Annotated in this window: 24 protein-coding genes and 1 pseudogene; 6 read left to right on the top strand and 19 right to left on the bottom strand. The window is 58.7% G+C overall.

Annotation, left to right across the window (positions count from 1 at the left end; all coding sequences use genetic code 11):
- Nucleotides 1–133: 133 nt before the first annotated feature.
- Entirely contained in the window at nucleotides 134–544 is a 411-nt protein-coding gene (locus Q4S41_RS19020) for a nucleoside-diphosphate kinase (RefSeq protein ID WP_196295605.1), read from the top strand.
- Nucleotides 545–655: 111 nt separating this feature from the next.
- Here the strand turns inward: Q4S41_RS19020 and Q4S41_RS19015 are convergent, their stop codons facing one another.
- The 8 genes from Q4S41_RS19015 to Q4S41_RS18980 all read right to left on the bottom strand — a co-directional run bounded on the left by Q4S41_RS19015 (nucleotide 656) and on the right by Q4S41_RS18980 (nucleotide 7,451).
- On the bottom strand, nucleotides 656–1,756 hold the full coding sequence (locus tag Q4S41_RS19015; RefSeq protein WP_305032711.1) for an AAA family ATPase: 1,101 nt from the start codon (nucleotides 1,754–1,756) through the stop codon (nucleotides 656–658).
- Nucleotides 1,757–1,989: 233 nt separating this feature from the next.
- A complete protein-coding gene (locus tag Q4S41_RS19010) occupies nucleotides 1,990–3,276 on the bottom strand; it encodes a nucleoside permease (protein WP_305032710.1) in 1,287 nt (428 codons plus the stop codon).
- Between the two features lie 147 nt (nucleotides 3,277–3,423).
- Nucleotides 3,424–4,554, bottom strand: coding sequence for an alkene reductase (locus tag Q4S41_RS19005; RefSeq protein ID WP_305032709.1), 1,131 nt, complete (start codon nucleotides 4,552–4,554; stop codon nucleotides 3,424–3,426).
- Nucleotides 4,555–4,779: 225 nt separating this feature from the next.
- The gene (locus Q4S41_RS19000; RefSeq protein WP_305032708.1) at nucleotides 4,780–5,394 is read right to left on the bottom strand and encodes a superoxide dismutase; all 615 of its coding nucleotides are present in this window, start codon (nucleotides 5,392–5,394) and stop codon (nucleotides 4,780–4,782) included.
- Nucleotides 5,395–5,557: 163 nt separating this feature from the next.
- Complete coding sequence (locus tag Q4S41_RS18995) at nucleotides 5,558–5,758, bottom strand: hypothetical protein (protein WP_305014520.1); 201 nt, start codon at nucleotides 5,756–5,758, stop codon at nucleotides 5,558–5,560.
- A gap of 51 nt (nucleotides 5,759–5,809) precedes the next feature.
- A complete protein-coding gene (locus tag Q4S41_RS18990) occupies nucleotides 5,810–6,241 on the bottom strand; it encodes a nucleoside deaminase (RefSeq protein ID WP_305032707.1) in 432 nt (143 codons plus the stop codon).
- Nucleotides 6,242–6,315: 74 nt separating this feature from the next.
- On the bottom strand, nucleotides 6,316–6,870 hold the full coding sequence (locus Q4S41_RS18985; protein WP_305032706.1) for a hypothetical protein: 555 nt from the start codon (nucleotides 6,868–6,870) through the stop codon (nucleotides 6,316–6,318).
- Between the two features lie 146 nt (nucleotides 6,871–7,016).
- Nucleotides 7,017–7,451, bottom strand: a complete 435-nt coding sequence (locus tag Q4S41_RS18980) for a T9SS type A sorting domain-containing protein (RefSeq protein WP_305032705.1) — start codon at nucleotides 7,449–7,451, stop codon at nucleotides 7,017–7,019.
- 126 nt (nucleotides 7,452–7,577) lie between these two features.
- Here Q4S41_RS18980 and aspS point away from each other — a divergent pair, with 126 nt between their 5' ends.
- A complete protein-coding gene (gene aspS / locus Q4S41_RS18975; RefSeq protein ID WP_305032704.1) occupies nucleotides 7,578–9,341 on the top strand; it encodes an aspartate--tRNA ligase in 1,764 nt (587 codons plus the stop codon).
- A gap of 253 nt (nucleotides 9,342–9,594) precedes the next feature.
- On the top strand, nucleotides 9,595–9,783 hold the full coding sequence (locus tag Q4S41_RS18970; protein ID WP_305032703.1) for a hypothetical protein: 189 nt from the start codon (nucleotides 9,595–9,597) through the stop codon (nucleotides 9,781–9,783).
- A 132-nt stretch (nucleotides 9,784–9,915) separates the two neighbouring features.
- Here the strand turns inward: Q4S41_RS18970 and Q4S41_RS18965 are convergent, their stop codons facing one another.
- The 11 genes and pseudogenes from Q4S41_RS18965 to Q4S41_RS18915 form a co-directional block, all read right to left on the bottom strand.
- Nucleotides 9,916–10,950 (bottom strand): phytanoyl-CoA dioxygenase family protein, encoded by a 1,035-nt coding sequence (locus Q4S41_RS18965; protein WP_305032702.1) that lies wholly within the window; start codon nucleotides 10,948–10,950, stop codon nucleotides 9,916–9,918.
- Nucleotides 10,951–11,080: 130 nt separating this feature from the next.
- Nucleotides 11,081–11,590, bottom strand: coding sequence for an NADH-quinone oxidoreductase subunit J family protein (locus tag Q4S41_RS18960; protein ID WP_305032701.1), 510 nt, complete (start codon nucleotides 11,588–11,590; stop codon nucleotides 11,081–11,083).
- A 77-nt stretch (nucleotides 11,591–11,667) separates the two neighbouring features.
- A complete protein-coding gene (locus Q4S41_RS18955; RefSeq protein ID WP_236668922.1) occupies nucleotides 11,668–12,246 on the bottom strand; it encodes a NuoI/complex I 23 kDa subunit family protein in 579 nt (192 codons plus the stop codon).
- A 5-nt stretch (nucleotides 12,247–12,251) separates the two neighbouring features.
- The gene (gene nuoH, locus Q4S41_RS18950; RefSeq protein ID WP_305032700.1) at nucleotides 12,252–13,349 is read right to left on the bottom strand and encodes an NADH-quinone oxidoreductase subunit NuoH; all 1,098 of its coding nucleotides are present in this window, start codon (nucleotides 13,347–13,349) and stop codon (nucleotides 12,252–12,254) included.
- A 121-nt stretch (nucleotides 13,350–13,470) separates the two neighbouring features.
- Nucleotides 13,471–14,487 (bottom strand): 2Fe-2S iron-sulfur cluster-binding protein, encoded by a 1,017-nt coding sequence (locus tag Q4S41_RS18945; RefSeq protein WP_305032699.1) that lies wholly within the window; start codon nucleotides 14,485–14,487, stop codon nucleotides 13,471–13,473.
- A 144-nt stretch (nucleotides 14,488–14,631) separates the two neighbouring features.
- On the bottom strand, nucleotides 14,632–15,972 hold the full coding sequence (nuoF, locus tag Q4S41_RS18940) for an NADH-quinone oxidoreductase subunit NuoF (protein WP_241937546.1): 1,341 nt from the start codon (nucleotides 15,970–15,972) through the stop codon (nucleotides 14,632–14,634).
- Between the two features lie 30 nt (nucleotides 15,973–16,002).
- Nucleotides 16,003–16,575: an NADH-quinone oxidoreductase subunit NuoE family protein gene (locus tag Q4S41_RS18935; RefSeq protein WP_305032698.1), complete on the bottom strand. Its 573-nt coding sequence runs from the start codon at nucleotides 16,573–16,575 to the stop codon at nucleotides 16,003–16,005.
- Nucleotides 16,576–16,596: 21 nt separating this feature from the next.
- On the bottom strand, nucleotides 16,597–17,784 hold the full coding sequence (locus Q4S41_RS18930; protein ID WP_236668927.1) for an NADH-quinone oxidoreductase subunit D: 1,188 nt from the start codon (nucleotides 17,782–17,784) through the stop codon (nucleotides 16,597–16,599).
- 93 nt (nucleotides 17,785–17,877) lie between these two features.
- Nucleotides 17,878–18,435 carry an NADH-quinone oxidoreductase subunit C gene (locus tag Q4S41_RS18925; protein WP_305032697.1) on the bottom strand — a complete coding sequence of 186 codons (558 nt, stop codon included), beginning with the start codon at nucleotides 18,433–18,435 and terminating at the stop codon, nucleotides 17,878–17,880.
- A 91-nt stretch (nucleotides 18,436–18,526) separates the two neighbouring features.
- A complete protein-coding gene (locus Q4S41_RS18920; protein ID WP_305032696.1) occupies nucleotides 18,527–19,084 on the bottom strand; it encodes an NADH-quinone oxidoreductase subunit B in 558 nt (185 codons plus the stop codon).
- 101 nt (nucleotides 19,085–19,185) lie between these two features.
- A pseudogene (locus Q4S41_RS18915) lies at nucleotides 19,186–19,566 on the bottom strand (NADH-quinone oxidoreductase subunit A); the annotation flags it as partial.
- 324 nt (nucleotides 19,567–19,890) lie between these two features.
- Between Q4S41_RS18915 and Q4S41_RS18910 the strand changes: the two are divergent.
- From Q4S41_RS18910 to Q4S41_RS18900, 3 genes are read left to right on the top strand one after another with little or no spacing between them, the layout of a single operon-like run.
- A complete protein-coding gene (locus tag Q4S41_RS18910; protein ID WP_305032695.1) occupies nucleotides 19,891–21,060 on the top strand; it encodes a sensor histidine kinase in 1,170 nt (389 codons plus the stop codon).
- Nucleotides 21,041–21,445 carry a response regulator gene (locus tag Q4S41_RS18905; protein ID WP_305032694.1) on the top strand — a complete coding sequence of 135 codons (405 nt, stop codon included), beginning with the start codon at nucleotides 21,041–21,043 and terminating at the stop codon, nucleotides 21,443–21,445. Before Q4S41_RS18910 ends, Q4S41_RS18905 begins: the two co-directional genes overlap by 20 nt.
- On the top strand, nucleotides 21,351–22,136 hold the full coding sequence (locus Q4S41_RS18900) for a Uma2 family endonuclease (protein ID WP_369811332.1): 786 nt from the start codon (nucleotides 21,351–21,353) through the stop codon (nucleotides 22,134–22,136). Before Q4S41_RS18905 ends, Q4S41_RS18900 begins: the two co-directional genes overlap by 95 nt.
- Nucleotides 22,137–22,169 lie beyond the last annotated feature (33 nt).

The raw sequence follows: 22,169 nt of genomic DNA, 5'->3' as shown, positions 1-22,169 counted from the left end.
GCGTCGCTGCCATCTCAACGGGCCGCTACGAAGCAGAAAAACCGGTACTCTTAGCGAGGAGGTTGGGCGCGGGCCGTTGATTGTGGTAGTTTTGTGCTTTCAAATCTTTATTCAAATTCTGAATTCTCCCCCAATGGCCACCAACCGCACTTTCACGATGATTAAGCCCGACGCCGTCCAGGAAAACCACATCGGTGGTATCCTGAGCATGATTGAGGCCGGCGGCTTCCGCATCGTGGAACTCCAGAAAATCAACCTCACCGCCGAGCGCGCCGGCCAGTTCTACGCCGTGCACGCCGAGCGTCCGTTCTACAACGACCTGGTGAAGTATATGTCGAGCGGCCCCATCGTGGCGGCCATCCTCGAGAAGGACAATGCTGTGGCTGACTTCCGCACCCTCATCGGCGCCACCAACCCGGCCAACGCCGAAGAAGGCACCATCCGGAAGAAGTACGCCAAGAGCATCGAAGCCAACGCTGTGCACGGCTCTGACTCCGACGAAAACGCCCAGATTGAAGGCGATTTCTTCTTCGGTTCGAAATAATGCGTAGCTTAACTGCTTGAAAAAGCCCGTCTTGCATCACGCAGGACGGGCTTTTTCTTTGTGCCAAATGCTGACTTTTTTTATACCAATCTTGTATTGTTGAGTTTAAAATCAGCGGTTGAAGCCGATGCGGCCTGTGGTTTTGCTCTCGCTCACGAAGTCTGCTTTGTCGCGGTTGTAGAGGTCGGCCAGGGTGGTGGGCTCGGTGATGGGTTCGGTTTGGCCCATGGCAGTGGCTAGGGCTTGGGCTTTATCCACCGTCAGGGGTTCGAAGCGGTAGGAGGCAATGAGGCGGCCTTTGCGCAGCAGGGCTTTGTCGATGCGCGCCAGCTCGGCGTTGAAGGTGCAGACTATCTGGATGTGGAAGCCGTCGGAAAGCAGGCCGTCGGACAGGTTCAGCAGGTTGCTCACGGCGTTGCCGCCAGGGCCGTCACGCTTCGAGAGCAACTCCTCGGCGTCCTCGATGAGCAGGATGGAGTTGGTATTGTCGTGCAGCAGGTTGATGAATTCGGGGTCGGCGATGCGGGCGGCCAGGTTGGGCGGAATGAACAGCTTGGGCTTGTCGGTGAGGCCGCAGAGGTGGCGGATGTAGCTGGTTTTGCCGGTGCCGGGCGGGCCGTGCAGGATGACGATGCCCTTTTCTTCGGGCTGCTGCAGGCGGCGCAGAATGGTTTCGTGGGCCGGCAGCAGGTCGTCGTTGTAGTGTGTGGCCAGGTCGAGGGCCGGTATTTTGATGGGCAGCGGCGTAAACTCCAGGTCGTTGAAGGCCAGGCGCAGCACCTGAATGCGCTGGTGCTCCAACTGCCCGGTTTCGAGGTGGCTGGCCAGCAGGGCGCGCAGCTCGGCCAGCAGCGTGGTATCGGCCTGCGGCGAGTAGAGCAGTTGGGCCGTGCGGTCGCCGTAGGAGCCGCGGTCGAAAAAGCTGAGCAGCAAATGCGGCGCGAGGTTGAGCGCGAAATGACCAATTTCCGGGGCTTTGCCCACTTTCTCGATGTAGACGGAGTGGGCTACAGTGGCGGCCTCCACGTCGTGGGTTTCGGCTAGCTTAGCCACCACCTGCTGGCGGGCCTGCGCTTCGGCCAGCTGATAGATTTCGCGGCGCGGCAGCACGCCGAACGCTTTGTAAAACCAGGAATTTGCCTGGAAATACGAATCGGTATCGAAGCTAAGCGCGAGGTCGGGCGTGGCCGCCGAAGGCCTGGGGGAAGTCATACGCGGAGAATGAAGGGCGACCCGCTGCGCCGGGCAGCCTCTGCTGTCAGCCGGCCAGCGTCAGCGAAAGGTACGAAGCCGGGCCGACGAAAATCAAGGCGCTGTCGGCCGCTTTTATTCACTTGAAATTATAGAGAGGTAAGCCAGCCCGGTCTCGCTTTTAACAGAAAAGCCCCGCAAACTGCGGGGCCTTGCTGTTGGAATAAGTGTTTTGAAGCACTGTCGGCAAAAGGCTAGGCTTGCTCCACCGAGAGAAGCCCTTCCGGCTGCGACTCTTCGACCGCCTGCGTGGTGTGCTTGTGCTTGAAAATGAACACAAACAGCACCGCAATGGCCAGCGAATAGCCCGCAAATGTGAGCCAGATGCTGTGCCAGTCCTTATTGCCGGCCGCATCGGTGAAGTACTGCTGGATGATGAGGCCGCTGAGCGAACTGCCCAGCACGGCGCCGAAGCCGTTGGTCATCATCATAAACAAGCCCTGCGCGCTGGCCCGGATGCTGGGCTGCGTCTGGGTTTCGACGAACAGCGAGCCCGAGATGTTGAAGAAATCGAAGGCCATGCCGTACACGATGCACGAGAGGACAATCATCCAGAGGCCCTCGCCGGGGTTGCCGTAGGCGAACAGGCCAAAGCGCAACACCCAGGCAATCATGCTGAAGAGCATGACCTGCTTGATGCCGAAGCGGCGCAGGAAGAACGGAATGGCCAGGATGAACAGCGTCTCCGAAATCTGCGAGATGGACATGATGATGGCCGGATGCTTTACCGAGAAGGTGTCCTGATAGGCCGGGTTCTTGTCGAAGTCGTGCAGGAAGGTGTCGCCGTAGGCATTCGTGAGCTGGAGCGCGGCGCCGAGCAGCAGCGCAAACAGGAAGAAGGTGAGCATCTTGCGGTCGCGCAGAATGGCGAATGACTTCAGGCCCAGGATTTCGGCCAGGTTCTGGCTGGACGTGCTGGCCGATTGCGGCGGGCAGGCGGGCAGCGTGAACGAATAGATACCCAGCAGAATGGCTGCGCCGGCGGCTACGTAAAATTGGCTGGCCGACTTCTCGAAGCCCAGCAAGCTCACCGTCCACATGGCCACAATGAAGCCAATGGTGCCCCACACCCGAATGGGCGGGTAGTCCTTCACCACATCAAAGCCCTGCCGCTTCAGGATGGAGTACGACACGGCGATGGACAGCGCCAGCGTGGGCATGTAGAAAATCATGTTCAGCAGAATGACCCAGAAGAATGTGTCGGGGTCCGTCACCATCGGAATGGTACACAGCACGATGCCGCCTAGGATGTGCAGAATGCCGTAGAGCTTTTCCGCGTTCATGTACTTATCGGCCACGATGCCCATGAGCGAGGGCATGAAAATCGACGCGATGCCCATGGTGGAGAAAATGACCCCAAACTTCGCGCCCGACCAATGCTTCGTTTGAAACCAATAGGCGCCGATGGTAATCAGCCACGAGCCCCAGATGAAGAACTGGAGAAAACTCAGGATGGTAAGGCGCAGCTTCGTGTTATTCATGCGGGAAACAAGAGGAGAGGGTGGGATAAGGCAAAAGCAAGCGCAGCGCACGGGCCACAGCCGTCAAAGATAAATAAAAAAGCCCCTGCGAAGCGCCCCATGTAGGGCGGGCTTCGCAGGGGCTTTCAGCCGCCGCTGGGGGCCGGTTTACGCCTCGTAGGTGGGCGAGAACGTGCCGGCGGGCTGGCCGTCGGCCGTGGGGTAGTCGGTGTAGCCGTCAGCAAAGCCGTTGGGGCCGGGCGCGTAGTAGGTGGCCGGGTCGCTCTCGGCCAGGGGCAGGCCGCTGGAGAGGCGCTCCACAAGGTCAGGGTTCGAGATGAAGGGGCGGCCGATGGCCACTAGGTCGGCCGGGCCGGCCAGGGCGGCATCAATCTGGGCCACGGTGTTGTAGCCGCCGCTCAGGATGAGGGTGCCCGTAAATTTCTCGCGGATGAGCGGCACCACCTGGGCCGGCACGGCGGGCGCGCCCATGCTCTGGTGGTCGACGAGGTGCAGGTACACTACGCCGATTTTCTGCAGCTCCTCGGCCAGGTAGGCGTAGGTTTCGTCAATCTCGGGGTAGTTCGGCTGGTCGTTGAACACGCCCCAGGGCGAGAGGCGGATGCCGGTGCGCTCCTTGCCAATGGCTTCGGCCACGGCCTTGGTCACTTCGAGCACGAAGCGGGCGCGGTTCTGCACACTGCCGCCGTACTCGTCGGTGCGCTGGTTGCTGGCGGGGTTCAGGAACTGCTCCAGCAGGTAGCCGTTGGCGCCGTGCAGCTCCACGCCATCAAAACCGGCTTCGAGGGCCAGCTTGGCGCTCTGCACGTACTCGTCGCGCACGCGGACCAGCTCGTCGGCGCGCAGGGCGCGGGGCGTGGGCTGGTCCTGCATCTGCTGCTGGTCAGTCCACATCTGGCCCTGGGCGGCCACGGCCGAGGGGGCGATGCCTTCGGCGCCTTCGGGCAGGTTGAGGGGGTGGAAAACGCGGCCGGCGTGCATGAGCTGCACGAAAATATGGCCGCCGTGGTGGTGCACCGTTTCCGTGACGCGCTGCCAGTTGGTGACGTGCTCGGCGTTGAACAGGCCGGGAATGCGGGCGTAGCCCAGGCCATCGGCCGACGGCGAAACGCCTTCCGAAATGATGAGGCCAGCCGTAGCGCGCTGGCGGTAGTACTCGGCCATCAGCTCGTTGGGCACGTTGCCCAGGGCGCGGCTGCGCGTCATGGGAGCCATCACAATGTGATTGGCGAGGGTGAGGTTGCCCAGTTTGGCGGGCTCAAAGGCTTTGCTTGACATTGTAAGGGAGGCGCGCGTGAATCGCCGGGTTGGTTGAAACGCGGTGATAAAGCAGGTAGGTACACGAATTGTTTTAAGTGAACTTCATCTCGAGTGCAGCCGAGACATGACGTTCTTTTTATTCTTCCTTTTATTAGCGACAATCACTAAAAAGGCCCGCTCCAGACGATGGAGCGGGCCTTTTTAGTATAGATTCTGCCGTCAAAAGAACAGCAAAAAGAAAATCTACGCGGGCGTAGCAGCCTCAAAGCGCTTGTTTACCTCGTCCCAGTTGATGAGGTTGAAGAAGGCGGCGATGTAGTCGGGGCGGCGGTTCTGGTATTTCAGGTAGTAGGCGTGCTCCCACACGTCGAGGCCGAGCACCGGCAGGCCCTTGCAGCCCGAATCGGGCATCAGCGGGTTGTCCTGGTTGGGGGTGGAGCAGATTTGCACCGAGCCGTCGGCCTGCTTGCACAGCCACGCCCAGCCCGAGCCGAAGCGCGTGGTGGCCGCCTTGGTGAATTCTTCCTTGAACTTGTCGAAGGTGCCAAACGACTTCGTGATGGCTTCGCCCACGGCGCCGGTGGGCTGCCCGCCGCCGTTGGGCGAGAGGATGGTCCACCACAGGGAGTGGTTGTAGTGGCCGCCGCCGTTGTTGCGGACGGCCGCGGGGGCCTTGGCAATGTTGTGCAGGATTTCCTCGATGGACTGGTTTTCCATCTCGGTGCCGGCAATGGCGGCGTTCAGGTTTGTCACGTAGGCCTGATGGTGCTTGCTGTGGTGGATTTCCATGGTTTGCGCATCAAACGTGGGTTCGAGCGCGTCGTAGGAATAGGGAAGTTTCGGGAGTTCGAAAGCCATGATAAAAGTGGTTTGGGTGGTGAAGAGTACGAATGGTGCGTGGTAGTAAAACAGCCATCCCCAGGCATGGTTACGGCTGCTGCCCACTTAGGGTCAAAAGTATAGTATTGCCACTGAATTTCGAAAGCGGCCAACTGCGAGCCCAGGGGCCCCTGAGCCACGGCTAGCGCTGCTGGCGGGCCAGAAACTCCAGCGTCTCGCGGTGGCGTTTCTCCGCCAAATCCTCCCGGTAAGAAGCCACGGCCCAGATGGCCGCCGGAATCCAGCCAATGAGCGTGATGTGCAGAATGCCGCACAGAATGCCTTTGAGGACGTGACCCCGAAATATCATCGAGATGCCGGGAAGCAGGATGGCGAACAACATAAAAGCAGACGAAAGGATGAAAGAGTAAAAAAGGAAAGTTTGCGCCGCAAGTTATTTCCGCTTTGCGCTGAAAAACCGGCGCATCAGAGCAGCGCATTCTTCGGCGCGCACGCCGCCGCGCAACTGGGTGCGCGGGTGTAGCAGCTGCCCGTGCCGCCGGTAGCCCACCTTGGGCTCGTCGGCCCCGAATACTACGGCTTTTAGTTGGGCCCAGTAGCTGGCGCCGGCGCACATCACGCACGGCTCGATGGTGACATAGAGGGTGCAGTCGGCCAGGTATTTATTGCCGAGGTGATTGGCGGCGGCCGTCAGGGCCAGCATTTCGGCGTGGGCGGTCACGTCGCGCAACTGCTCGGTCTGGTTGTAGCCGCGCCCGATGATTTGCTTTTCGAACACAACCACTGCGCCGATGGGGATTTCCGCAGCGGCCAGCGCTTTTTCGGCCTCGGCCAGGGCCTGCTGCATGAAATAGTCGTCGGTCATGGGCGGGAGCTCTGTCGCGCGGACTTTTAGTCCGCGTTTGCGCAGGAGGTTCATTCGCGGACTAAAAGTCCGCGCTACTTCTTCATCACAATGGCACCCAGCACAGCCTGGGCCGTTTCCTGCCACTGGGCCTGCTCCTCGGCCGGGGCCACAAAGGTGAAGACGTAAAGCTGCGTGCCTTCAATGGCGTACTGCACCGCCTGGTAGCGCTTGATGGGCGCCAGCTGCGAGCCGCTGCGGCGGGTATCGGTCACGGTCGACACGAATTCAAAATAAATAAAGTCGCGCCCGTTCACCGTCCGAATGTCTTCCTTGATGAAATCAACTTTCGTGTAAAGACGCTGGATGCTGGACTTGTAAATCTTAATCAACACGCCGTAATCGAAGCTTTCGAAGGTGGTGGGGCGCACGGCCACGCTGTAATCCACGCGCCCGCTGGGGTTGGAAAACACGGCCAGCGGCCGGCGCGGCGAGGGGTATTTGACGGCAATGCCGTCGTCGGGCAGCGGCGCGAAGCCGGCCGGCACGCCCACGCTCAGGTTCGAAGCCAGCTTGACGGTGGTGAGCTTCGGCTTGGGCGCGAACGCCGTGAGGCTCAGAAACAGCAGCAAAAAGGCGGTGATTTTCATGATAAACTGGAGTGATAACAATAACAAAGAACGTCATGCTGAGCGCAGCCGAGGCATCTCTACCGCGAGAGTAATTTATTTACTTCGGCGGTAGAGTTGCTTCGGCTGCGCTCAGCATGACGTTCTTTTTCAGACCGAAGGCTAAACTACCGGCGAATGGTAGGGTACTTGATGCGTACCTTTTTCCAGTACACGTAGTTGCCGGTTTTGGCCTCCACGAGGTAGGTGCCGGCCGGAATCTTGCCCAGGTTCACCGGCGCGCCGGTGTTGTTCTGCGGGTCGAGGTCGGTCTGGTACATCACCTTGTTCTTGTAATCGGTCATCACCAGCGTGCCGGGCTTGGTGAACTGCTGGGTGAAGCTCAGCAGGATGTCGGTCGAGTTCGGCTTGGGATACACGTCGATGCCCGACAGCGTTTCAATGCGCTTGATGGGGCCGTCGAGCGTGACCGCGCCGACCGTGCCTTTCGACTTAATCTCGGCGTTGTCAGACTTGGTTTTGGTCTTGATTTTGGTTTGGGCCTGGGCGGTGCCGGCGGCCAGCAGGGCGGTGGCCAGGGCGAGCGCGGGGAAGAGTTTCATAGGAAGTTGAAGGGAGTTGAAGCGACAAAGGAACGCCGTTGCCGGTGCCCTTTGCATACTCCGTACCAAAATTGCGGGTTGCCTTCCTACCCGCAAGGCCTAACTTTGTCCGAAATCCTCATTGCCATGCTACGTACCCACACCTGCGGCGAGCTTCGCCCCGAACACATTGGTCAAACCGTCACGCTTTGCGGCTGGATGCAGCGCACCCGTGATAAAGGCTCTATCCTCTGGATTGACCTGCGCGACCGGTATGGCCTGACACAAGTCACCATTGAAGAGGGGGTTGAAGCAGCAGCTCTGCTTGAAACGGCTCGTGACCTCGGCCGTGAGTTCGTGCTCCAAGTGACCGGTAAAGTATCGGAACGTTACTCCAAAAACGACAAAATCCCAACCGGCAGCATCGAAATCCGCCCCGAAAAGGTCGAAATCCTGAACCCCGCCAAACTGCCGCCCTTCCTCATCGAAGACGAAACCGACGGCGGCGACGACCTGCGGATGAAGTACCGCTACCTCGACCTGCGCCGCACCCCGGTGCGCAACAACCTGATGCTGCGCCACAAAATGGCCCAGGCCGTGCGCCGCTACCTCGACGGCCAGGAGTTTATCGAAGTCGAAACGCCGGTGCTCATCAAGTCCACGCCCGAAGGCGCGCGCGACTTCGTGGTGCCCTCCCGCATGAACCCCGGCGAATTCTACGCCCTGCCGCAGTCGCCCCAGACGTTCAAGCAGCTGCTCATGGTGTCGGGCTTCGACCGCTACTTCCAGATTGTGAAGTGCTTCCGCGACGAAGACCTGCGCGCCGACCGCCAGCCTGAATTCACGCAGATTGACTGCGAAATGGCTTTTGTGGAGCAGGAAGACATCCTCGACATGTTCGAAGGCCTGGTGCGCTACCTGTTCAAGGAAATCAAAAACCTCGATTTCCCCACCGTGCCGCGCATGACCTACGCCGATGCCATGCGCGACTACGGCAACGACAAGCCCGACACCCGCTTCGAAATGAAGTTCGCCAACCTCACCGACACCGTGAAAGGCCAGGGCTTCCCCGTGTTCGACAGCGCCGAACTGGTACTGGGCATCAACGCTGCTACCTGTGCCGCCTACACCCGCAAGCAAATCGACGAGCTGACCGAGTGGGTGAAGCGCCCGCAAATTGGCGCCACCGGCCTCGTGTATGCCCGCGTAGAAGCCGACGGCCAGGTGAAATCCTCGGTCGACAAGTTCTACTCGCAGGAGGAGTTGCAGAAGTGGAAGGCCGCTTTCAACGCCAATCCCGGCGACCTCATCCTGCTGCTGGCCGGCCCCGAAGCCAAAACCCGCAAAGCCATGAGCGAGCTGCGCCTCGAAATGGGCCGCCGCCTCGGCCTGCGCGACCCCAATTCGTTCTCGCCGCTGTGGGTGATTGACTTCCCGCTGCTCGAATTCAGCGAGGAAGAAGGCCGCCACTTCGCCATGCACCACCCCTTCACCTCGCCCAAACCAGAGGATTTGGCCCTGCTCGACAACCCCGAAACCATCGGCCAGACCCGCGCCAATGCCTACGACCTCGTGATAAACGGCGTGGAAATCGGCGGCGGCTCCATCCGCATCCACGACCGTGCCGTGCAGGCCCGCATGTTCTCGCTGCTCGGCTTCACCCCCGAGGAAGCCCAGGCCCAATTTGGCTTCCTGCTCGACGCCTTCGAGTACGGCGCGCCGCCCCACGGCGGCCTCGCCTTCGGCTTCGACCGCCTCTGCAGCCTCTTCGGCGGCTCCGATTCCATCCGCGACTTTATCGCCTTCCCAAAAAATAACTCCGGCCGCGACGTAATGATAGACTCACCCTCGCCCATCGCCGATGCGCAACTCAAAGAACTGAGCATCAAGACCGATGTGGTAGCGAAGTAGGTTTTTGAAACTTTAGAAACGGAAGCGGCGACTGATGCATCAGTCGCCGCTTCGACATTTAAGGGCATATAGCGCCACCAAGCCGTATTCACTTCTGGTAGCTCAGAAGGAAAATTGACCTCTCAAAATAAACCCTTCACCCGGCAATCAGCCGGCTTGAACGAACGGTGGACCCATTTGAGCGAACCCCGAAATCCGACCCTGCCCCGGCCTAGTAGGTTTGTATCAGTTAAGCACTTCAACTCCCGCTCTCATGACCAAGCTGTACATATTCGCCGCTGTTTTCCTGTTCTGGACCGCCCTTGCCGCCTCGCTCATGCAAGTGCAACTGGTGGCATCGCCGATGCACAAGATGCGGGTAGCCACCTATCGTTCCATGCCCATTCGCTCTACGGTAGTTGCGCAGTCCAATACGCCAGCTACTGCTGTCGTTTATAACTAATTCCCCCCTCGTAGCTATTCTGTCTAACGATTAAGTTGCTATAAATAAATTAATTAAAACAGCTGTACGTCGCCTGATGAGTTCGGCCCCGCTGTTTCAAAACTTAAGAGAACCACTGGGCTTGCCGCTCCATTAGAGCCAGGTCATGTTTTCTTTGAAATTAACCGGATACATGTTCAGGTACTGCACGATGCGCGGGTAATTGCCGCGGTTCGGGCTGCTGCCGTGGGGCAGGGCGTGGTGCCAGATGACAAAATCGCCGGCTTCGGCCGCAATGGGCACCGCCAACGCGTCCAGGTTCACGCGGCGCGGGTCGGTGCCGGCAGGCAGTGCGGCCAGCCAGTTTTCCAACTGGCGGTGGAAGCCCGGTACGCAACGAAAAGCGCCCTGCTCGGCGGGTGTGTCGCAGAGGTAGAGCAGGCCCTGGGTGCCGAAACGCAGTGGCGGCTCCAGGCTCATGTCCCAGTGCAGGGGCGTGCCTTGGTGTTGGTAGGTAGCGGTTTCGGGCGGGTTGAAGCTGGTGCGGTCGGTGGTTTTCCAGAGGTCGGCCGTCTGCCAGAGCTGGGCGAAAGCTTTCTGAATACGCTTCGACTGACGGTTTGCGAGCAAAGTAGGGTGATGGTAGAAATCCATCATAATGCCTTTGCCAATCGGCTTCTCGTACCACGAGGCCGGGTTACTGGGGTCCATTCCTAAAACTTCCCAAACGGCTCTTTCTGTAGCCCGGGCCTGTGCCTTCGACACGGCAGCGCGAAGGATTACATAGCCATGTTCAGCCCAGAAAGCTAAGTCATCAGCACTCAGTACGTCCTCTTCGTCCTCAATTTTGCGCAAATTATCAATCAGGCTTTCCGGATAGGGTTGATTGGAAAAGATGCTATTGAGGCGTTCGATTTGCAAAGAGTTAATCTGTCCGTTGTTTTTGGTCAGAATCCAGTTTTCAAACTCGGAAAAGCTTGGAGCCGATTGCATCAGGTACTGCATGGTTTCTTCCAGCGGGAGGCCAAGTCCATTAAGCAGCAGATTATCGAAGCGCCAGTATTGCTCCGATTGCTCAATAAATACACCGTTACGCCGGGCCAGCGCCTGCGACCAGAAACGCTTTAGTTGCTGCACGCCAAGTTCGCCGGTTTCGGTTGGTTCAGCAGTGTTAATCTGGGCTTTCATATGAGTTGAAAATAGTAAACCGTGAAACCAAATAACATCCGATTACAGGCCGCAGCAAATTACAGCAGAACATAAAAAAAGCGGCAGCTGAAATTTCAGCTGCCGCTTCTCGGTTCAATCGAGAGGTGTTTTAGAAGTTCCGCTCGCCCGTTTCGCGCTTGCCCAGCATCACCGAGCCCACCATGGCGGCCAGCAACAGGATGGAGGCCAGCTCAAACGGCAATGCATAGTCGCGGAACAGCACCATGCCCAGCCGGTCCACCATGCCAATCTGCGAGTCAAAACTATTGGGGTCGTAGCCGGCAGGGCTCACGTTGCGCAAGGCAGCCACCAGAATCAGCAGCAGCGAGCCACCGGCGATGGCGGCCGCGAATTTGGCCAGGGCCGGCTTATGAGGCTCGGTTTCCTCGTTCAGGTTCAGGAACATAATCACGAACAGGAACAGTACCATAATAGCGCCCGCGTACACGATGATGTTCACCGCCGCCAGAAACTGCGCGTTCAGCAGCAGGTAGTGGCCCGAGAGCGTGAAGAACGTGAGGATGAGGAACAGAACGCTGTGCACCGGGTTTTTAGCCAGCACCACGCCCAATGCACTCAGCAGGGCCACGAACGAGAGAAAGAGGAAGAGAGGAGACATTAGCAGTAGCGCGGACTTCTAGTCCGCGAGTGGAATGAAGACAAATAATCAGTCGCGGACTAAAAGTCCACGCTACACTACGCCAGTTGCGCGCGCAGCTTGTCGGCCTGCTCGGGCGTGAGCTGGATGCCGCGCTTCGAGCGGTTGTCCGGCGTCACGGGTTCCACCAGCCGGTCTTTGCCGTAAATAAATTCGTCGCGCTCGAAGCGCGGCGGAGCCATTTTATCAGCTTGCAGGTACACGGCCGCTTTGGGGCAGGCTTCTTCGCACAGGCCGCAGAAGATGCAGCGCAGCATGTTGATTTCGTAGCTCACCGCGTATTTCTCCTCGCGATAAAGGTTTTCTTCGCCTTTTTTGCGCTCACCAGCCACCATCGTAATGGCTTCGGCAGGACAGGCCACGGCGCAGAGGCCGCAGGCGGTGCAGCGCTCGCGGCCGGCCTCGTCGCGCTTCAGCACGTGCAGGCCGCGAAATACGGGGGAGAAGGGGCGCGTTTCCTCGGGGTAGCGGATGGTGACCTGCTTCTTGGTGGCAGCCCGGAAAAAGTGCTGCATCGTAATGCTCAAGCCCTGAAAAATAGCCGGCAGGTAAGCCCGCTCGGCCAGGGTCATGGGCTTCTTTTCGAGGACTTTGGCGCGTTTGCTTAAGGATTCCATGTTCGTTATTGAATGACGCCGAACGTAATCAGGCCGCCCGTGAGCAGGATGTTGAAAATAGCCAGCGGGATGAGGATAGTCCAGCCCAAGCGCATCAGTTGGTCGTAGCGGAAACGCGGCAGCGTCCAGCGCACCCACATGAAGAAGAAAATGCCGGTGAAAATCTTGGCAAACATGGCCACCACGCCCATCAGCACAAAGATGTTGTGTGCCCAGTCGGCCGACAGGCTGGTTTTGTTGGTGAGGAAATCAAGGAATTCGTACTGGAACGGGTAGTTGAATCCACCGAAATACAGTACCGACATCACGGCCGTGGCCACGAATACGTTCACATACTCCGCAAACAGGTACAAGCCCATTTTCATCGAGCTATACTCGGTGTGGTAGCCGCCAATCAGCTCGGTTTCGCACTCGGGTAGGTCGAACGGCGTGCGGTTGGTTTCAGCGAAAGCGCAGACAATAAAGATGACGAAGCCCAGCGGCTGCTTAAACACATTCCAGGTAAAAATGTCGCTCAGGTGCCAACCACCGCCCACGTGCGTCTGCTGCAAGGTGATTTCGCGCAGCGACAGCGTACCCGACATCATCAGTACGGCAATCAGGGCCAAGCCCATAGCCAACTCGTAACTAATGTTTTGCGAGGCGGCGCGGATGGCGCCTAGCAGCGAAAACTTGTTGTTCGAGGCCCAGCCGCCAATCATAATCCCGTACACGCCCAGCGACACGATGCCGAACACGTAGAGCATCCCGACGTTGATTTCGATGCCCTGCAGATGCACGATGGTATCGCCGAACTGCAGGAAGTTGCCGAACGGAATTACGGCCGACGACATCAGGGCCGTAATCATGGCCAAGCAGGGGCCAAACACGAACAGCGCCCGGTTGGCCCCGGCAGGGAAGAATTCTTCTTTAGTAAAGAGCTTCACTGCATCGGCCAGCGGCTGAAGCAAGCCGAACGGCCCGGCGCGGTCCGGGCCCACGCGGTCCTGCAGGAATGCGGCAATTACGCGCTCGGCGTAGGTGCAATACGTGGCAATCAGCAGCGAAATGCCGAAGGTTGCCAGAACGACGAGGCCTTGCCAGCCCAGAGCGGGGAGAGTCATAGAGTAATTGTCATGCTGAGCGCAGCGAAGCAACTTATCACGTCCGCGCAGCTATTGAGTTATGATTTCTGACGAAAGCAGCGGTGATAAGACGCTTCCTTCGTCAGCATGACAGACGATTTTAATTATTCAAACCACCCAACCGCAGCGGCGGGTTACGCTCCAGTTCGCGGGTAGTGCTTTCGGGCAAATCCTGAATTACCTGCGGGTTTACCACTGGCAATTCGTAATGGTTTTGGGCGATAACCGAGGCGCGGTTGATGTGCGCCGGACCCTCAAGCACCCAGTCCGTGGTTTCTTTTTTATCGAAGCGGCAGGTGTTGCAAATCCACTCTTTCACTTCGCCGTACTCGTCCTTGCGGGCCGTTACGCGGAGCACGTCCTTGCCCTTATACCAGAGCGTAACACGGCCGTTGCACTTGTCCGTTTTGCAATCGCGGTGGGCATTCACGGGTTTCGTGAACCACACGCGCTGCTTGAAGCGGAAAGTTTTATCGGTCAGCGCGCCCACCGGGCAAACGTCGATGACGTTGCCGCTGAACTCATTGTCGATGATGTTCTCAATGTAGGTGCCGATTTCCGAGGCGTCGCCGCGGCCCAGCACGCCGTGCACGCGCTCGGGCGTGAGTTGGTCGGCGGTGTATACGCAGCGGTAGCAGAGGATGCAGCGCGTCATGTGCAGCTGGATGAGGGGGCCGATGTCGATTTTCTCGAAGGTGCGGCGCTCCTCCTCGTAGCGAGTAGTGCTCACCCCGTGCTCGAAGGCGAAGTCCTGCAGGCTGCACTCGCCGGCCTGGTCGCACACCGGGCAGTCGAGCGGGTGGTTGATGAGTAGCATTTCCACGATGCCCTTGCGCACGTCCATCACCTGCTGGTTGATGGTGTTTTCCACCACCATGCCGTCTTGCACCGTCGTGATGCACGAAGCCACCAGCTTGGGCATAGGGCGCGGGTCTTTGGCCGAGCCGGCCGACACCTTCACCAAGCAGGCGCGGCACTTGCCGCCCGAGCCCTTCAGCGGGGTGTAATAGCACATGGCGGGCGGCACGATGCCGCCGCCAATCTGGCGGGCCGCGTTCAGGATAGTGGTTCCATCTGGAACTTCCACCTCAATGCCGTCGAACGTTATTTTAGCCATTGGATAGTTTTGTCTTTAGGTCGTCATGCTGAGCGGAGCGCAGCGAAGTCGAAGCATCTCTACCGGGTAAGTGATTTAATCAATTCAACGAAGCGGTAGAGATGCTTCGGCTTCGCTCAGCATGACGTTATTTTATTCTGCTCTTTAAGCCAGCACCGCTGCGCCGCGGTAGGCCGCGCCGGGAGCCGTCGCTTCTTTCGGATTCGTCACGTGCCACTCGAACTCGTGGCGGAAGTGGCGCACCGCGGCGGCTACCGGCCAAGCAGCCGCTTCGCCCAGCGGGCAAATGGTGTTGCCTTCAATCTGCTTGGCCACGCTCACCAGCAGGTCGATGTCGTGCATCGAGCCGTGGCCGTGCTCCAAGCGGTGCAGCACCTTTTCCATCCAGCCGGTGCCTTCGCGGCAGGGCGAACACTGCCCGCACGACTCGTGGTGGTAGAAGCGCGAGAAGTTCCAAGTGTTCTTCACGATGCACGTGGTTTCGTCCATCGCAATGAAGCCGCCGGAGCCCAGCATAGTGCCCGTCACGAAGCCTCCGTCGCTCAACGACTCGTAGGTCATCAGGCGGTTTTCGCCGGCTGCGGTTTTTAGAATCAGCTCTTTCGGCAGAATCGGCACGGAGGAGCCACCGGCCACCACGGCTTTCAGGTCACGGCCTTTCCATATGCCGCCGCAGTACTCGTCGGAGTAGATGAATTCCTCCACCGGCACGCCCAACTCGATTTCGTAGATGCCCGGCTTGTTCAAATGGCCGCAAGCCGAAATCAGCTTGGTGCCCGTGCTTTTGCCCACGCCCAGCTTGGCGTACTCGTCGCCGCCTTCGTTGATGATGGGCACTACTGCTGCGATGGTTTCAACGTTGTTCACCACCGTGGGGCGGGCGTAGAGGCCCTGCACGGCCGGGAATGGCGGCTTGTTGCGCGGGTTGCCGCGCTTGCCTTCCAGCGACTCCAGCAACGCGGTTTCCTCGCCGCAGATGTAAGCACCGGCACCGGGGTGCACGTGCAAATCGAGCGAGTAGCCCGAGCCGAGAATGTTTTCGCCTAAGAAACCGGCCGCGTAGGCTTCGGCAATGGCTTTTTCCAGAATGCGCAGCACGTACAACAACTCGCCGCGGATGTAGATGTAGCTGGTGCGCGCGCCCAAAGCGTAGCTGCCCGTAATCATGCCCTCAATAAGCAGGTGGGGCAGTTTCGACATGAGCTGACGGTCCTTGAAGGTGCCGGGCTCCGATTCGTCGGCGTTGCAGACGAGGTAGCGCGGCACGCCTTCCGGCTTGGCCAAGAAGCTCCACTTCATGCCCGTGGGGAAGCCCGCGCCGCCGCGCCCGCGCAGGCCCGACTTCTTCACTTCTTCCACCACTTCGTCGGGCGTCATGGTTTTGAGCGCCTTTTCCACGGAGCGGTAGCCGCCGTGCTTGCGGTACACCTCGAAGGTATTGATGCCCTCGACGTTGATATGTTCAGTTAATAGCTTGCGGCCCATAGTGGTAAGCGTTGTGCTGATGGCCAGCTTTTAGTAATTCTTCAACGAGTTCGGCAGGCCCGTTTCTTCCCATGGCAGGATGGGACGGTGCACCAGGCTCTTCAATTCGTTCAGCATGGCATCCACCGCTTCGGGCGTGTCAAGCTGCTCGTAGTATTTCTCGCGAACCTGCACGATGGGGGCAAAGCCGCAGGCGGCCAGGCACTCCACTTCCTTCAGCGTGAAGGTACCGTCAGGCGAGGTGCCACCGACTTTGGCACCGGTGATGCGCTCGAGGTGCGCCGTCAGCTCATCGGAGCCGCGCAGCATGCAGGGGCCGGTGCGGCAGATTTCCAGCACGTGCTTGCCTACCGGCTTGAGATTGTATTGGGTGTAAAAAGACGATACCTCGTACACTTCAATCGGCTTGATGCCCAGCGTTTCAGCTACCAAATCCTGCACCTCAGGACTTACCCAGCCGCCGAACTCAGCCTGTGCGATGTGCAGAATCGGCAGCAGGGCCGACTTGCTCCGCTCTTCGGGATAGTGCGTGAGCAAGCGCTTAATTTCCGCCTGGGCAGCGGGGGAAAAGGTCGGTTTCGTGGGCGCGGGGGTCGGCTCCATAGCAGTCAATTTCAACAAAAACTAAGCGTCCAACTCGCCGGCGATGACGTTCATGGACGAGAGAATGACAATGGCGTCCGACAGCGTCGTGCCCACGGCCATCTCGGGGTAAGCCTGGTAATAAATGAAGCACGGCCGGCGGAAGTGCAGGCGGTAAGGCGTGCGACCACCATCCGAAATCAGGTAAAAGCCCAATTCGCCATTGCCGCCTTCTACCGAATGATATACCTCGCCGACGGGCGCATCAATCTCGCCCATCACGATTTTGAAGTGGTAAATCAGCGCCTCCATGTTCTTATACACTTCCGGCTTGGTGGGCAGGTAGTAGTGCGGGGCGTCGGCGTGGTAGGGACCGTCGGGCAGCTTATCAACAGCCTGGTTGATAATGCGCAGGCTTTGCCAGATTTCCTCATTGCGCACGATGAATCGGTCGTAGGTGTCGCCGTTGGTGCCCACCGGAATGTCAAACTCGAAGTCTTCGTAGCTCGAATAGGGGTTCATGGCGCGCACATCATAGTCGACGCCCGCAGCTCGCAAGTTGGGGCCCGTGAAGCCGTAGCTCAACGCTTTTTCCGCTGAAATCGGGCCCACGTTCACCACGCGGTCCATGAAAATGCGGTTGCGGTTGAACATGTTCTCGAACTCCTTCATCACCGCCGGGAAGCTTTTCAGCCAGGCGCGGAGCTTGTCAAGCGCGGCGGGCGAAAGGTCGCGCTCCATGCCGCCCACGCGGCCCATGTTGGTGGTGAGGCGGGCGCCACACACCTCCTCATAGATTTCGTAAATCTTCTCGCGCTCCTGGAACACGTAGAGGAAGCCAGTGAAAGCCCCGGTATCCACGCCCAGAATCGAGTTGCAGATAAGGTGGTCGGCAATGCGCGCCAACTCCATCATAATCACCCGGATGTATTGCGCGCGCTTCGGCACGGTCACGCCGAGCAGCTTCTCCACCGTCATGTGCCAGCCCAGGTTGTTGATGGGCGACGAACAGTAGTTCATCCGGTCGGTGAGGGTGGTAATCTGGTAGAACGGCTTGCGTTCGGCCAGCTTCTCGAAGGCCCGGTGGATGTAGCCGATGGTGGGCACGCCGGACACAATGCGCTCGCCATCCATTTGCAGGATGTTCTGGAAAATGCCGTGCGTGGCGGGGTGCGTGGGGCCCAGATTCAGCGTCGTCAGCTCCTGGCTGAAGTCGTTGAGAATGGGCATCAGCTGGCCGGGGCGCTGGGCGGCGGCCTCTTCTTGAATCTTGTGGGTGCCTGCCAGGGCGTCGTTTACTGCCATGATATGAGTATCAGGGGCCTAGCGGCCGAAAAACAGGTCGGTTTTGTCTTCGCGGGTACCATCTTCCACCGGGTATTCGCGGCGCATCGGGTGGTAGTCCATGTCCTCCACGTTGAGGATGCGAATGAGATTGGGGTGGCCGGTGAAGATGATGCCGAAGAAATCGTAGGCCTCGCGCTCCATCCAATTGGCCGTATTGTAGAGGTCTGTCAGGGTCGGCACCACCGGGTCGGCAATTGGGAAGAAGATTTTCAGGCGCAGCCGGATGTTCTTCGTCATGCTGTGCAGGTGGTAAATCATGCCCAGCTCCTGGCCCACGTTCTCGGGGTAGTTGATGCCGCACATCGTGGTCAGGAAGTGAAACTTCAATTCCTGGTCCTGCTGCAGGCCGGCAATGATTTCATGTATTTTCTCCCGCGTAGTGGTTGCCGTTAGCAAGCCGTATGGCTCGTGCACATCGGTGAATGTGGCCTCGCCAAACAGACGGTGCAGCAGCGCCAGTACCTGCGCATTCTGGGCCTTTATCGGGTCTTCGGCAACGGGCGCTTCGGGAGCGGCGGCGGAATCTGGAGCCATTCTAAGGGTATTGAGAAAGAAGTAATGAGTATTGAGCAATCAGGCGGGTGCGGTACTGATTGCTCAATACTCACTACTTCCTACTAGCTTTCTATTTGATATTGTAAGACGCCAGCAGAGCCTGGTACTCAGGAGCATTGCGGCGGCGGAAGGATTCGTTGCGGGCCAGGTCCTGCACGCGCATCAGGCCGTCGAGCACCTGCTCGGGGCGGGGCGGGCAGCCGGGCACGTACACATCGACTGGGATAATGCGGTCGATGCCTTGCAGCACGGAGTAGGAGTCGAAAATGCCGCCCGAGCAGGCGCAGGCACCCATGGCCAGCACCCAGCGGGGCTCGGCCATCTGCTCATACACCTGCTTCACGATGGGGGCCATTTTCTTGGCGATGGTGCCCATCACCATCAGCAAATCGGCCTGGCGGGGCGAGAAGCTGGGGCGCTCGGAGCCGAAACGGGAGATGTCGTAGTGCGAGCCCATGGTGGCCATGAACTCGATTCCGCAGCAGGACGTGGCGAAGGGCAAGGGCCAGAGCGAGTTGGCGCGGGCCATGCCCACCACTTTCTCCAGCGAGGTGGCGAAAAAGCCAGCGCCCTCAACGCCCTCGGGGGCCTCAACGGTTTTTATTTCAGGAACTCGGTTATCAGCCATAGTTATAAGAGACAAGCAGATTAAGCGGCTTTCGCTACTTGGGCGGGCCGGTTTTCTAACACCGGCGTTGCGGCGAAAGTTTGGCGCTCAGGCGCTTCGTTCCAGCGCAAAATGCCCTTTTTGATGATGTAGAAGAAGCCCGCCAGCAGCAGCGTCATGAATACAATCATCTCGATGAAACCGGCGCGGCCGAGGGCACGGAAATTCACGGCCCAAGGGTACATGAAGATGACTTCGACGTCGAAAAGCACGAAAACAATGGCCGTGAGGAAGTATTTCACCGAAATCGGAGTCCGGGCGTTGCCCACCGATTCGATGCCGCACTCGAAGGACGCGTCCTTCACGGTGCTGTGACGCTTGGGGCCCACGAGGTGCGAAACAATCATGGCGAAGGCCACAAAAGCCAGGGCCAGACCAAATTGAATGACAATCGGCAGATAATCGGAGGGCTGATAATTGGCAGCCGGCAGGGCTAGGTACATACAGGTCAATTATATAGCATTCAGGCCTCACGGGCGCTGAAGGGCAAAGGTAGCGCCCACGGGGTTGGGGCGCAATGTTGAATGGAAGAGCTATGCGGCAACAGGAATGAAGCCTGCCAGACACATCGGCTTATACGCAACCGCTGACCGGCCATTATGGTCAGATTTCGGCAGTGTAATTCGGCTTCATTCCCCGTGCGCTTGATGCAGTTTGGTAATGAGCGCTGGAATTTGTTGAGTTTTAATAGGCTTTATTTAGTAGATTTAATTATTGTACACTGTTTCGGCTTCATTGAGCCTGCGACGTCTTAACCATTTCCCCCCATGCCGTCCAGCGAAAATCCCGCAGTTGAATCGACGCTGACTTATGCTGATTTGGCAAAACGGGCGCAGCAGCTTTCGGTTATTTTCAATACCATTGCCGATGTGACGTTTGTGCTGAGTGTGGAAGATGACGGCCGCTACCGCTTCATTTTTGCCAACAAAGCGTTTGAAAAGGCCACCGGGGTGCCGGTGGAAATGGTCGTGGGAAAGCTGGTAGACGAGGTAATACCGGAGCCCTCGCTCAGCCTGGTGCTCACGAAATACCAGGAAGCCGTTGCTACCCGAATGCGCGTGGCGTGGCTGGAAACCTCCGACTACCCCACGGGCCGCGTGACGGGCGAAGTGAGCGTGATGCCGGTGTGCGACGCCGCTGACCGCTGCTACCAACTGGTGGGCGTGGTGCACGACCTGACCAAGGAAAAGCAGGCCGAGCAGCAGCAACTGCTGCTCACCGAGCGCCTCATGCAGCAGAACTCCGACCTGCAGCAATTTACCTACATCGTGTCGCACAACCTGCGGGCGCCGCTGGCCAATGCGTTGGGCTTTACCGATTTGCTGACGCGCATCGATAAAAATTCTGAAACGTTTAATACTTCGATGCAGCACCTGCGCACCAGCCTCCGGCAACTGGACCAGGTGATGACGGACGTCAACGGCATCCTGTCGCTGCGCGATACGAAAGCGGGCTACCGGCCGGAGGCGGTGGCCGTGGCCGCCGCGTGCCAGCAGGCACTGCTCGATTTGCAGGACGCGTTGCGCAGCTGCGGCGGGCACCTGCGCAACGCCATTCCCGAAAGCTTGCGCGTGCCCGGCAGCCGGGCCTATTTCCACAGCATCTTTCACAACCTGCTTTCCAACGCCATCAAGTACCGCTCCGATGCGCGGCCTTTGCAGATTGATGTGGGGGCTACTGAAGACCCTGATTCCGGTCTGGCCATCACCGTGCGCGACAATGGCTCCGGGTTCGACCAGGCCAAATTCGGCGCCGATGTTTTTCAGCTCTACCGCCGTTTCCATACCGGAGAAACGGGCCGGGGCATCGGGCTTTTTCTGGTGAAAGCCCACGTGGAAGCCATGGGCGGGCAAATATCCGTTCGGAGCCGGGTTGACGAAGGCACCGAATTTACTCTTTACTTCAGGCCCCGTGCGGATGAAAACCTACCTCATTGACGACGACTACCTCGCCACCTACCTCACCGAGCAGCTGCTCCGGGCTGAGGGGTTTTCGAACGCCATCTGCACTTTCCAGTCGGCCAAAAAAGCGTTGGATAAGCTGCTGCTGCGGGCCAAGGAAAACCTGGTGCCGCAGGTGGTATTTCTGGACCTGAACATGCCCGAAATGGACGGCTGGCAATTTCTGGACGCTTTGGCGCCCTATGAGGAAGAGCTGCGCGGCAACTGTTCCATCTACATCCTCACCTCATCGCTGGCGCTGAACGACCTGGAAAAGTCGAAGGAATATGAGCTCGTGGCCGGCCTCATTCACAAGCCGCTGGACAGTGACGAAATCCGGGCTATCCAGTCACGGCTGGGGGATGAGCCGGAAGCGGCATGAGCGGTGTTGCGGCAACTGCAGCGTTGGTTTTGGGCTTACATTTGAAGAATACGTAACCGCTAGCATGGGACAAGCAGACCAAAATCCGCGCCGCTACACGGCGGAAGAATATCTTGATTTAGAGCAGCAAAGCGAGATAAAGCACGAATTTTTCGATGGCGAAATCTTCGCTATGGCTGGCGCCGACATTTCGCATAATCTGATATCAAGCAATTTTTTAGTGTCCTTCAAGCTGGCCCTGCGCGGCCGGCCCTGCAAGGTGCTGATGGAAGGCGTGCAGCTGGCCGTGCAGGAGGGGCGACACTATACTTACCCCGACGTGATGATAACCTGCGACGCCGCCGACCAGCAGGCCAAGCGTATCCTGAAGGCGCCGGTACTGCTGATTGAGGTGCTGTCGCCTTCCACGGCCGAATACGACCGGGGGCGCAAGTTTAATCAATATAAGCAGTTGCCGTCGCTGCAGCACTATTTGCTGGTGTCGCAGACGTCGTGGCTGGTGGAGTGGTACCGGCGCGAACCGGGCAATATCTGGAGCTTCACGGCTTTGGTGGAAGCGGAGGATGCGCTGGTAATTCCCGACCTGAACATCAACCTGACCGTGGCGGCGATTTACGAAGGAACCGACGTGGCGCCGCTCAAAATTGTGGCCGAAGAACCCGCAGTCGCTTACGGAGGTCAGCGGTTTTAATGAAAAATGACTGAAGCAAAAAAGCCCCGCACT

The sequence above is a fragment of the Hymenobacter convexus genome, assembly GCF_030580955.1.
GTDB lineage: Bacteria > Bacteroidota > Bacteroidia > Cytophagales > Hymenobacteraceae > Hymenobacter.
Note: the sequence above shows the minus strand (reverse complement) of the source record. Positions and strands in the feature narration are given on the sequence as shown.

Bases quoted from the DNA above. Each gene is read 5' to 3' on its own strand.
- Q4S41_RS19020 (WP_196295605.1), top strand. From the start codon at position 134: ATGGCCACCAACCGCACTTTCACGATGATTAAGCCCGACGCCGTCCAG.
- Q4S41_RS19015 (WP_305032711.1), bottom strand. From the start codon at position 1,756: ATGACTTCCCCCAGGCCTTCGGCGGCCACGCCCGACCTCGCGCTTAGC.
- Q4S41_RS19010 (WP_305032710.1), bottom strand. From the start codon at position 3,276: ATGAATAACACGAAGCTGCGCCTTACCATCCTGAGTTTTCTCCAGTTC.
- Q4S41_RS19005 (WP_305032709.1), bottom strand. From the start codon at position 4,554: ATGTCAAGCAAAGCCTTTGAGCCCGCCAAACTGGGCAACCTCACCCTC.
- Q4S41_RS19000 (WP_305032708.1), bottom strand. From the start codon at position 5,394: ATGGCTTTCGAACTCCCGAAACTTCCCTATTCCTACGACGCGCTCGAA.
- Q4S41_RS18995 (WP_305014520.1), bottom strand. From the start codon at position 5,758: ATGTTGTTCGCCATCCTGCTTCCCGGCATCTCGATGATATTTCGGGGT.
- Q4S41_RS18990 (WP_305032707.1), bottom strand. From the start codon at position 6,241: ATGACCGACGACTATTTCATGCAGCAGGCCCTGGCCGAGGCCGAAAAA.
- Q4S41_RS18985 (WP_305032706.1), bottom strand. From the start codon at position 6,870: ATGAAAATCACCGCCTTTTTGCTGCTGTTTCTGAGCCTCACGGCGTTC.
- Q4S41_RS18980 (WP_305032705.1), bottom strand. From the start codon at position 7,451: ATGAAACTCTTCCCCGCGCTCGCCCTGGCCACCGCCCTGCTGGCCGCC.
- aspS (WP_305032704.1), top strand. From the start codon at position 7,578: ATGCTACGTACCCACACCTGCGGCGAGCTTCGCCCCGAACACATTGGT.
- Q4S41_RS18970 (WP_305032703.1), top strand. From the start codon at position 9,595: ATGACCAAGCTGTACATATTCGCCGCTGTTTTCCTGTTCTGGACCGCC.
- Q4S41_RS18965 (WP_305032702.1), bottom strand. From the start codon at position 10,950: ATGAAAGCCCAGATTAACACTGCTGAACCAACCGAAACCGGCGAACTT.
- Q4S41_RS18960 (WP_305032701.1), bottom strand. From the start codon at position 11,590: ATGTCTCCTCTCTTCCTCTTTCTCTCGTTCGTGGCCCTGCTGAGTGCA.
- Q4S41_RS18955 (WP_236668922.1), bottom strand. From the start codon at position 12,246: ATGGAATCCTTAAGCAAACGCGCCAAAGTCCTCGAAAAGAAGCCCATG.
- nuoH (WP_305032700.1), bottom strand. From the start codon at position 13,349: ATGACTCTCCCCGCTCTGGGCTGGCAAGGCCTCGTCGTTCTGGCAACC.
- Q4S41_RS18945 (WP_305032699.1), bottom strand. From the start codon at position 14,487: ATGGCTAAAATAACGTTCGACGGCATTGAGGTGGAAGTTCCAGATGGA.
- nuoF (WP_241937546.1), bottom strand. From the start codon at position 15,972: ATGGGCCGCAAGCTATTAACTGAACATATCAACGTCGAGGGCATCAAT.
- Q4S41_RS18935 (WP_305032698.1), bottom strand. From the start codon at position 16,575: ATGGAGCCGACCCCCGCGCCCACGAAACCGACCTTTTCCCCCGCTGCC.
- Q4S41_RS18930 (WP_236668927.1), bottom strand. From the start codon at position 17,784: ATGCCCATTCTCAACGACTTCAGCCAGGAGCTGACGACGCTGAATCTG.
- Q4S41_RS18925 (WP_305032697.1), bottom strand. From the start codon at position 18,435: ATGGCTCCAGATTCCGCCGCCGCTCCCGAAGCGCCCGTTGCCGAAGAC.
- Q4S41_RS18920 (WP_305032696.1), bottom strand. From the start codon at position 19,084: ATGGCTGATAACCGAGTTCCTGAAATAAAAACCGTTGAGGCCCCCGAG.
- Q4S41_RS18910 (WP_305032695.1), top strand. From the start codon at position 19,891: ATGCCGTCCAGCGAAAATCCCGCAGTTGAATCGACGCTGACTTATGCT.
- Q4S41_RS18905 (WP_305032694.1), top strand. From the start codon at position 21,041: ATGAAAACCTACCTCATTGACGACGACTACCTCGCCACCTACCTCACC.
- Q4S41_RS18900 (WP_369811332.1), top strand. From the start codon at position 21,351: ATGAGCTCGTGGCCGGCCTCATTCACAAGCCGCTGGACAGTGACGAAA.